6 protein-coding genes and 1 pseudogene are annotated in these 8399 nt (G+C 42.6%); 3 read left to right on the forward strand and 4 right to left on the reverse strand.

All coding sequences use genetic code 11. The features are described 5' to 3' along the window. Nucleotides 1-177: 177 nt before the first annotated feature. On the reverse strand, nt 178-1980 hold the full coding sequence (locus LC608_RS19355) for a hypothetical protein (protein ID WP_229555063.1): 1803 nt from the start codon (nt 1978-1980) through the stop codon (nt 178-180). A 650-nt stretch (nt 1981-2630) separates the two neighbouring features. Here LC608_RS19355 and LC608_RS19360 point away from each other — a divergent pair. Beyond that, the gene (locus LC608_RS19360; RefSeq protein ID WP_229555064.1) at nt 2631-3857 is read left to right on the forward strand and encodes a succinate--CoA ligase subunit beta; all 1227 of its coding nucleotides are present in this window, start codon (nt 2631-2633) and stop codon (nt 3855-3857) included. A gap of 122 nt (nt 3858-3979) precedes the next feature. Beyond that, nucleotides 3980-4861: a CoA-binding protein gene (locus tag LC608_RS19365; protein WP_229555065.1), complete on the forward strand. Its 882-nt coding sequence runs from the start codon at nt 3980-3982 to the stop codon at nt 4859-4861. A 283-nt stretch (nt 4862-5144) separates the two neighbouring features. Here the strand turns inward: LC608_RS19365 and LC608_RS19370 are convergent, their stop codons facing one another. Then, nucleotides 5145-5636, reverse strand: a complete 492-nt coding sequence (locus LC608_RS19370) for a DUF1499 domain-containing protein (protein WP_229555066.1) — start codon at nt 5634-5636, stop codon at nt 5145-5147. A 143-nt stretch (nt 5637-5779) separates the two neighbouring features. Further along, nucleotides 5780-7177 carry a DUF2252 domain-containing protein gene (locus LC608_RS19375; protein WP_229555067.1) on the reverse strand — a complete coding sequence of 466 codons (1398 nt, stop codon included), beginning with the start codon at nt 7175-7177 and terminating at the stop codon, nt 5780-5782. Between the two features lie 173 nt (nt 7178-7350). On the opposite strand from LC608_RS19375, the gene LC608_RS19380 reads away from it, so the two are divergent. Beyond that, nucleotides 7351-8031 carry a RibD family protein gene (locus tag LC608_RS19380; protein WP_229555068.1) on the forward strand — a complete coding sequence of 227 codons (681 nt, stop codon included), beginning with the start codon at nt 7351-7353 and terminating at the stop codon, nt 8029-8031. Nucleotides 8032-8124: 93 nt separating this feature from the next. Here LC608_RS19380 and LC608_RS19385 read toward each other — a convergent pair. Beyond that, nucleotides 8125-8399, reverse strand: a pseudogene (locus LC608_RS19385) (photosystem II q(b) protein); the annotation flags it as partial.

The following is an 8399-nucleotide window of genomic DNA, read 5'->3' on the forward strand; positions in this document are numbered from 1 at the left end:
GATGCTTACAAGGTCGTCAAGTATACAATAAACCCCTCTCAAAACCTCTCTCAGTTGGCGTCAGCCTGCCGTAAGGCAAGCAAAGAGAGGTTTTGAAACTTATACAGAAACTTTCTAGATTAACTCCTCACTCCTAACTCCTAACTCCTCACTCCTAACTCCTCACTCCTAACTTTTCTACCTGCCTAAAGTCCGCGTATAAATTACCTGACCTTGGGAATCATAGAGAAAAAGGGACAGGCTGGCATTGTCACTAATTACAGCTAGGGCTTCCCGTAATATTTGCAAGTGATTGGTAATGTCAATAGCAGTATCCGAATTCTTAGAATAAGGAGTAGCCAAGTTATTTTGCCTTATTTGGTCATACTCAGGGGTTAGCCGGACAATAATTCTTGCATTGTCTATGCTAAAGGTGCAAATCCGAATTCCATTAATACAGGTTTTATCCAAGTCAGTGCGAGTTTGTTGCAGACTACTAATAACTTGTACTTTTTCTTGTGCTTGTTTGAGGGCTATTGAGTAGGGTTCGATGAGAGACTGAGCCTGAGTGTAGTACAAGCTATCTTGGGAAATCTTTTTAGCAGTTTGCAAAGCCTGATCCCAATATATCGCTGCTGCTTGCCATTGGTTTTGTTGCTCGTATACTTTGGCTTGCTTGGCAGTGCTAAGGGCTTGTTGGTAGGCTTTAACAGCTAATCGTTCTTTAGTAGCGCGATCGCGTGCCGCTAGTAATTTAGGTTTATAATCTACCAACAGCTTTTCGGCTTCTTGGTATCCAGGGCTAGTTAGGGGAATGCTATTCAAGGCATTAATAGCCACTAGCCAAGTAGACTGTACTTTTTGCCAGTCATTCAAAGATTTAGCTGTAGCTTCTCGATTCTCGGCTGCACTAGCTACAGCTTTTGCTGCCGTTAGTTTTTTTAGCCATTTTTCCTCCGTAACTATCTGCTGATTTACGGCGTGCAAACGGACACGATAATTAAGTAATTTTCCTTGCACCAGTCCATAGAGTTCATTACTGGAACTTATGGTTTCTAGTGGCGCTATAGCCTGTCGCCATAGGTGTTGCCTAGCTTGTAATTCCTCTAGGCTAGATGCAGGAGTTTGAACTTTTTGTGTCGCTAAAGATCCCGTCTCCAAAGCCTTGACCACCTGGCTGATTTTTTCTGACCGTCCAGACAAACTTGCTTTTAGTTCTTCTGATACCTGGTAACGAGGCGACCAACTAGGAACTGTGTTCAGAGCTATACTAGCTGCCGTAAGTTGTTGTTGTACAGCTACTAATTCTTTTTCAGACTTGGCACGGCGCAACAACTGCGGGGATTTTATTTTTAATTGCTCGGCATTTTGTATTTCTTTACACTCAGACATCACACAAGGACGAGTCAATAAGTAAGCACCGCCGCCTAAGACTACAACTCCAACCAAAGCTGCACCCAGTAAGATGGATTTGATTTGAGATGCTGGCTTTGAAGTCGGCAAATTCGGCGCATCTGCAAACGGATCAAACAGTTCCTCCTCAATCTTATCGATTGATGGAGAATAGGTCAGAGCTGATGAAGAGGCAAAGAGGGGAAAACGTTCTGATGCGACGAATTCTTCCCCCGCATCCTCAGCATCCGCATGTGCCCTTATCTCCTTGTCGCCTTGTCCCTTTTTCCCAAGGTCCTCTCCCCCCGTCTCTTTCAGAGCCAAGAAACATTTCGCATAAGGGAGTTGTTCACCAAAAACTCTAAGGAAACATTGCACTCGCCGCTCTCTGTGGGGTGCTAGAGACTGAAGTACTTCCTCAATTACTGCAAAGATTATCTGAACATCAACTATTACATCTGATTCGTGTTGGGTTAAAATCATTAGTTCGTCTTTATTGACGACACACTTAACCTCGAAGACCTCAGCCGTTGAGACTTCTGCAAGTAATTGTTCCTGCAAAGTTTTGGCTAAAAGCTGTAAATCTTCCTGCTGGACTGCTACTTTCATAGAGCTTTCCCGCTTAATTTCTATATTGTTTTGATTATCTTTAAGAGAATGAAATGAACTTTTTAGGTTTGTTGAATGCAAATGCACAGTTTAACCAACCACAGCCTGAAAATCTGAACGACCAACGTTCTAACACACATTTGAACTTTTCACCAAAAATAAAAAAAGCAATTATTGTTCGCATTGCTACATTTTCATAGTGCTAGATGCAAAGTTAAATTATCTGTCTTTAGATGTAAATTACAAATAAAAAATGGGAATAATAGAATTTTTGAGTATTTTAACTGCATTATTTCGGGACAATAAAATACACAGGAGCTAATGTTCTGCAAAATTCTAGTTGCAGGGCAGTTGTGACAAATTTATCCAAAGGCTAAGGAAACGATGCTAAGTCAGAGGGTTTTGACAGAAATGGTAGTTATCTTCTATGCTAGGAAACTTACTGAAGAGATAAATTACATGTTGTGACTCTAGCACCAACAGGTTGGCTATCAAAATTAATCTGCCTCATTGGCTGAAATCGATAAAATTGATTCGTGAAAAATAAATTTTTATAGCTGCCAAAAGCTTAATTCTAAAATAAAAGTGCTGCAAAATATTAAGACAGCATTAAGCAAAGGCTGGGAAAACGTAACATACAAGGTGTATCAATGGATTTATTAGAGTATCAAGTTAAAGAGTGGTTTGGCAAAATAGGCATTCCTGTATTGCCTTCCCAACGAATTGACCATCCCACAGATTTGAAACGTTTAAAAATTCGCTTTCCAATTGTACTGAAATCTCAAGTACATGGAGCGGAACGGGCAAAAGCAGGTGGAGTCAGATTTGCGGAGACTACAATTGATGCGATCGCAGCTGCCCAAAATATCTTTAGTTTACCAATATGGGGCGAGTTGCCAGAAGTTGTGCTGGCAGAATCCCAATACGACGCCAACCAGGAATTTTATCTCGCGGTGGTTTTAGATACTGCTGTTTGCCGACCAGTACTTTTAGGTTGCAAGGAAGCAGACATTGATTGGGAATCGGCTGGGGAAAGAATGCACCATGTTGTCGTAGAACAGGAATTCTCGCCATTTTATGCCCGACGACTGGCTTTGAAAATGGGTTTGCAGGGGACGCTGATGCAGTCGGTAAGCTGCGTTGTCCAGAAGATGTACCAGTTATTTGTGCAAAAAGACCTGGATTTAGTCGAAATCAATCCCTTGGCAGTCAGCGCTACTGGTCAAGTTATGGCTCTTAATGGTAAAGTCAGGGTCAATGAACGGTCAATCAAGCGTCATCCCGACCTCACCGAGATGGCGGCAAAAATCATCAGTCGTCATACCAGTACTGAGATCGATGGTATATCGGGTGACTGGGATGGTGTGAAAATGCACGGAAAAATCGGTATTTTAGGTAATGGTACTGGTTCAGTGATGGCAACTTTGGATTTAGTCGCTAATGCTGGTGGCAATCCAGGTCTTTGTTTGAATCTACGTCATGCTTTCCTCACTGATACTACACCAACTACTTTCCGCGATCGCCTAGAGACAGGTCTAAAAATACTAGAGGCTGATGACAGCATTCAAGTAATATTAATTAACTTTCTAGGTAGCATTCCTCAAACTGAGGAAGTGGTTGAAGTTATAGCTAGAGTTGTACAGCAAGACAAGAGCGAACTTAACTCACAAATTGTGCATTCTAATGGCAGTAAAAGTCGGCAAGAGCAGAATTTTTCACCCTTAGTTGTCCGTCTTGCTGGTTCGGAATTTGATACTGCTAGAAAGTATTTAGCAACACTAAAAACCCCCAGCAATGCGCTCCTTGTAGTAGAAAATTTAGATGAGGCAGTAGCGGCAGCAGTTCGTCTGGCTAAACCAACGGCTAATAAGAGGTAATGAGTGTCACATTCTTCAAATTCAAAATTCAAAAAAAATTGAATTAATACGACACTATAAATATGTCGTTTTTATGCCCAGTACCATAGACTACTGGGTTGCCAAACTTACGGTAATTTTTTATGAACCTAACGCCAAACAGTAAAGTATTAATTCAAGGCTTTTGTGAATTTATATCAGGCACTCATGTTGCTCAAATGAAAGCTTATGGTACGAACTTAGTAGCCGGTGTCAATCCTGGATGTGGCGGACAAGAACTGCATGGACTGCCAGTTTTTGACTTAGTAGAGGAAGTAATAGAACAATTTGGGGTAATTGACACAACAATTATCTGTGTAGATCCTTACGACGTTCTAGATGCGGCATTAGAAGCGATCGCATCTCATATTCGCCAAATCATTATCATCACTGCTGGCGTGCCGCCTTTGGATATGGTGCAATTACTCCGCAAAGCCGAAGCCTGTGAAACTTTGGTAGTTGGGCCAAATAGTCCGGGGATCATTGTACCGGGAAAAATCCTTTTAGGTACTCAACCTAGCGAATTTTATACTCCTGGGAGAGTGGGGATCGTTAGTCGTAGCAGCACCCTTACCTACGAAATAGCCTACGAATTAACAAAAGCAGGTTTGGGGCAGTCGATTAGTGTCAGTATTGGTAGTGATGCGATCGTCGGTTCCTCCTTTCTCCAATGGCTGCAAATTCTCGATGAGGATGAAAATACAGAGGCGATCGTTCTAGTTGGTCAACCTGGCGGTGGTAGTGAAGAAGCAGCAGCCCGATACATTACCGAGGCAATTGATAAACCAGTAATTGCCTACATTGCAGGTAGACTTGCACCACCAGGAAAAACTTGGCGTCAAACTGGGACTTTAGCAACAGTTATCGGACGCGATCGTAACTTTGGCACAGCCCAAAGTAAATTAGCTGCTTTAAAAGAAGCGGAAGTTCCAGTAGCTGAACGTCCTTCTCAGATTCCAGAATTATTGAGAAAGGAGATTAGCTAATGACAAAAAGCCAAGCAATAATCAAGCTTCGTTTGCCAGTTTTAATGCATGAGTAATAGCGATCGCACTCACGTTCAATCAACAATAGAAGCTTCCTAGCGATCGCTTAGGGGCAAATTTTCTTAGAGGAAAGTAGGCGAACAGGGCATCTACTATTAAAAATTTCGAGAAAAGTTTGCCACCTGAGCTTTCATACTTGCAAAAGGCTTAATGTATCACCAGAACAATTCTCTGAAGGCAAACCATTTTTGTCTTGCTATTCATATTACCACTCAAGCTAAAATCAAATATTTAGATCGCGCAGAGCCAGACGAATTTGCTCCAAACGCCTGCGATTAACACCAAGATCCGACTCTCCCACGCGAGCTGCCGAGCGCACATGAATTACCGACTCATTGGGAGGGAAATAAAACTCTACATCATCAATAAATTTGAAGATGCGGCTTTTAGAAAGAGCGTGGATGTAATTATCTGTCTGTTCTATAACTTCTGTGCGGGGAACAACGGTGAGAGTTTTTAGTAAGGTTTTTCGTGCTGCATCGCGATCTATATGATAGGTAATTGGGTCAATGGCATGTTTGGGATCACCATCTTGACTCACAACACAGTTGTCTGAAGCCGGACAAGAACTAAGATGACCATTATCAACTCCCAAAGCAGAAGAGGTAGCCCAAGCTGCGGTAGGAAGTATAAAAGTATTAATCAAAGTTAGCAATATTACAAAAGCGATACTCCGCAGGAGTCGCTGTGCGAAAGCTGTTAGCAGATGAAACATTATAAATTCACTCCTCAAGGTTTGAATAGGACTCAATTATTTTCGGTCATTTCGGGGGGAGCGCTGCAAGTTGCCAGTTCGCGCTATACAGTATCATTCATCTAGCCACATTCTGGGTTATATCTGAATCCTGAATCGGTGTTCTAGTAGAGTATCACCCCTTGGTTATAAGCATTTACAAAACTCGTGTAGTCATACTCAACTTGGGTTGCATAGTCCACCGCAAAGTTAACAATTTCGTCTTTGAATACAGCCTTGTTACCGCTAACAATATCAGTCACTTCTTTGTCAACGCTTACGGGAATAATCGCAGCATCATAGTCTTTATCAGAGATTGCATGATTCTTGGCAACGACCTTCCCCGCATATCCCATCGCATCCATGAATTTTGATTTAGTGGTTAGCAATGTATAGTCAAAGTCCACCTGGTAGGGTGATTTTTCATGTAGCATAAAGGGTATGCTATTGACCGTAGTGTAGCCAACCAAAGGATCAGTATTAGAGAGCATTGCTTTAGTAGCGATTACCACTCTCGCCCCTTCTTGATTCCCGTAAACTGAAGTTGGCAGCAGACCTGGAAGTGCGATCACCTCCGGTGGGCGGAACGCCATCGCAACTGCGCTACTACCTTCCTGCTTCATCTCCAAAATGCGATCATCGTCGGTTCCTGAACTTGGCCCCTCAATCAGTAAGTAATATCGGTACTTACCAAGACTACCAGTGCCTGAACCTAATTTTAGCCGAATGTCTTTGAGAGCATAATAACTATTGCTATAGCGTTTACTGCTAAGAATTGAGGCAATGTAACTGCTCATAGCCCCAACAATGTCGGAATAGGTGCTGCTGGATACAGGCTGAAGTTCTAAGGTAGTCTGGAATACCCGATTGTTATTGTTATTTAACTGCGTGTACTTACTTAGCAAGCTAGAACGGCTGTTATTTGATGCCTTTTGAATCAAATCTTTGACCACACCATTCGTATTGCCAGATTCCAAACGGTATGAAAGTTCGTCGTTGGTTCCCTTAAAATCGCTCATCTTGTTCAGATAAGTATCCAAAAAATTCCGAACAATATCCTGAGCATCAGTTGAGCTAAGACCGTTCTCTTTGGCTGCCAGCAAGATAGAGGCTGCCATCCGTCGCAAGTCCCAAACGTAGGGGCCAAGATAGCCTTCATCAAAATCGGTGGTGTCAAAAACGTTGTTATCGTTGCTGTCTCTCATCCCTCCAAGATTTTGCAGATGCATATCTCCCTCTAACCAGATGGCTGAGGTTGAAGAATTCACAAATCCTGAACTTGGCAAAGTCTGCATATCACGATAAAAAATGTGATCTGTTCCCCGATAAAAGGCAAAAGGGCTAGCCTTCATCTTTTGCATTTTTGTTGCCGATTCTTGAGGCAATTGAGAAGCAAAGGGATGATTGTATTGGTAAATTTCATTCTCTACCCAAGTTGAACGAAGAGTTGCAGCTTGAACTGGAGATGGAAACCCCAAAATAAAAATTAAGACAAATACGATTGCAGATATGTGTCTGAGCATGACAGTTGCTTAGGTGTAAAAAAATAGACTCTTGTGTAGAGACAATCATCCAACAACAATTCTTTTATCACCTTGAACCATAGCTTAGAAAGTAAATTAAAGCACAATCTAACAACTATTCATGGCAAAGAATTCAAAAAGGTAAAATTATAAAGAACCGTCAGAATGTAATCATGTCAGCTATCCAAACAACTGTGGTTCTTGCGATGACGGCCGATGGAAAAATTAGTGCCGTAGATCCTAAAGCGCCTCGTGATGCCGATCCAGTTGATCAAGCACACCTAGAGTATCAAGCTTCCCTTGCCGATTTAGTCTTGGTAGGAGCAGGGACGATTCGGGCTGAGGGAGGAACCTATACAATTCGTAATCCCGAACTTTTGGCAGCACGTAAGGTTCGAGGTCAGTCTCCCCAGCCTATTACCTGCGTTGTCTCAGGTTCCCTAGACCTATCACTAGACTTGCCTTTTTTAAGCCAGGACATTGAGCGATGGATATTTACAACACGGACTGGTTTAAAGCGTAATTCTGATACAACAAGCTTGCAAAAGCTAGCTGAATTAATTGATTTGGGAGAGACAGACTTAGACTGGAATCGAGCCTACAGCTTGATGGCAGAGCGGGGTATTCACAAAGTCATTGTTTTGGGAGGCGGCGCTTTAACAGCTGCTTTACTAAAGGCAGGGCGAATTGACGATTGGTGGTTAACAATTTGGCCCATCATTTATGGAGGAAAGCACGCCCTTAGCCCAGTAGAGGGAGAGGGTTTTCTTCCCCAAGCTGCTCCTCATCTCCAACTCGTCGAAACTCGTCAGGTTGGAAGTCAGTTGTTTTTAAACTACCGCATACTCAACTGAGAATGCGCTGCCAGAGTTAAGTGCTATTATCGTTAACACTAAAAAGCGCCCTCCCATTGGGAGAGCGCTTTTTAATTTAGCTAAACTTCAGAATTAACCGTTGATAGCAGGAGCAGTCAGAGCGACAGGAGCAACATCACCAGCAGCCAAATCTAAGGGGAAGTTGTGAGCGTTACGCTCGTGCATTACTTCCATACCCAGGTTAGCCCGGTTGATTACATCAGCCCAAGTGCTGATGACGCGACCGCTTGAATCAATAATTGATTGGTTGAAGTTGAAACCGTTCAAGTTGAACGCCATTGTGCTTACACCCAAGGCGGTGAACCAGATGCCGATTACAGGCCATGCTGCTAAGAAGAAGTGCAGTG

Source organism: Nostoc sp. XA010, assembly GCF_020829625.1.
In the GTDB taxonomy this organism is placed as follows: domain Bacteria; phylum Cyanobacteriota; class Cyanobacteriia; order Cyanobacteriales; family Nostocaceae; genus Nostoc.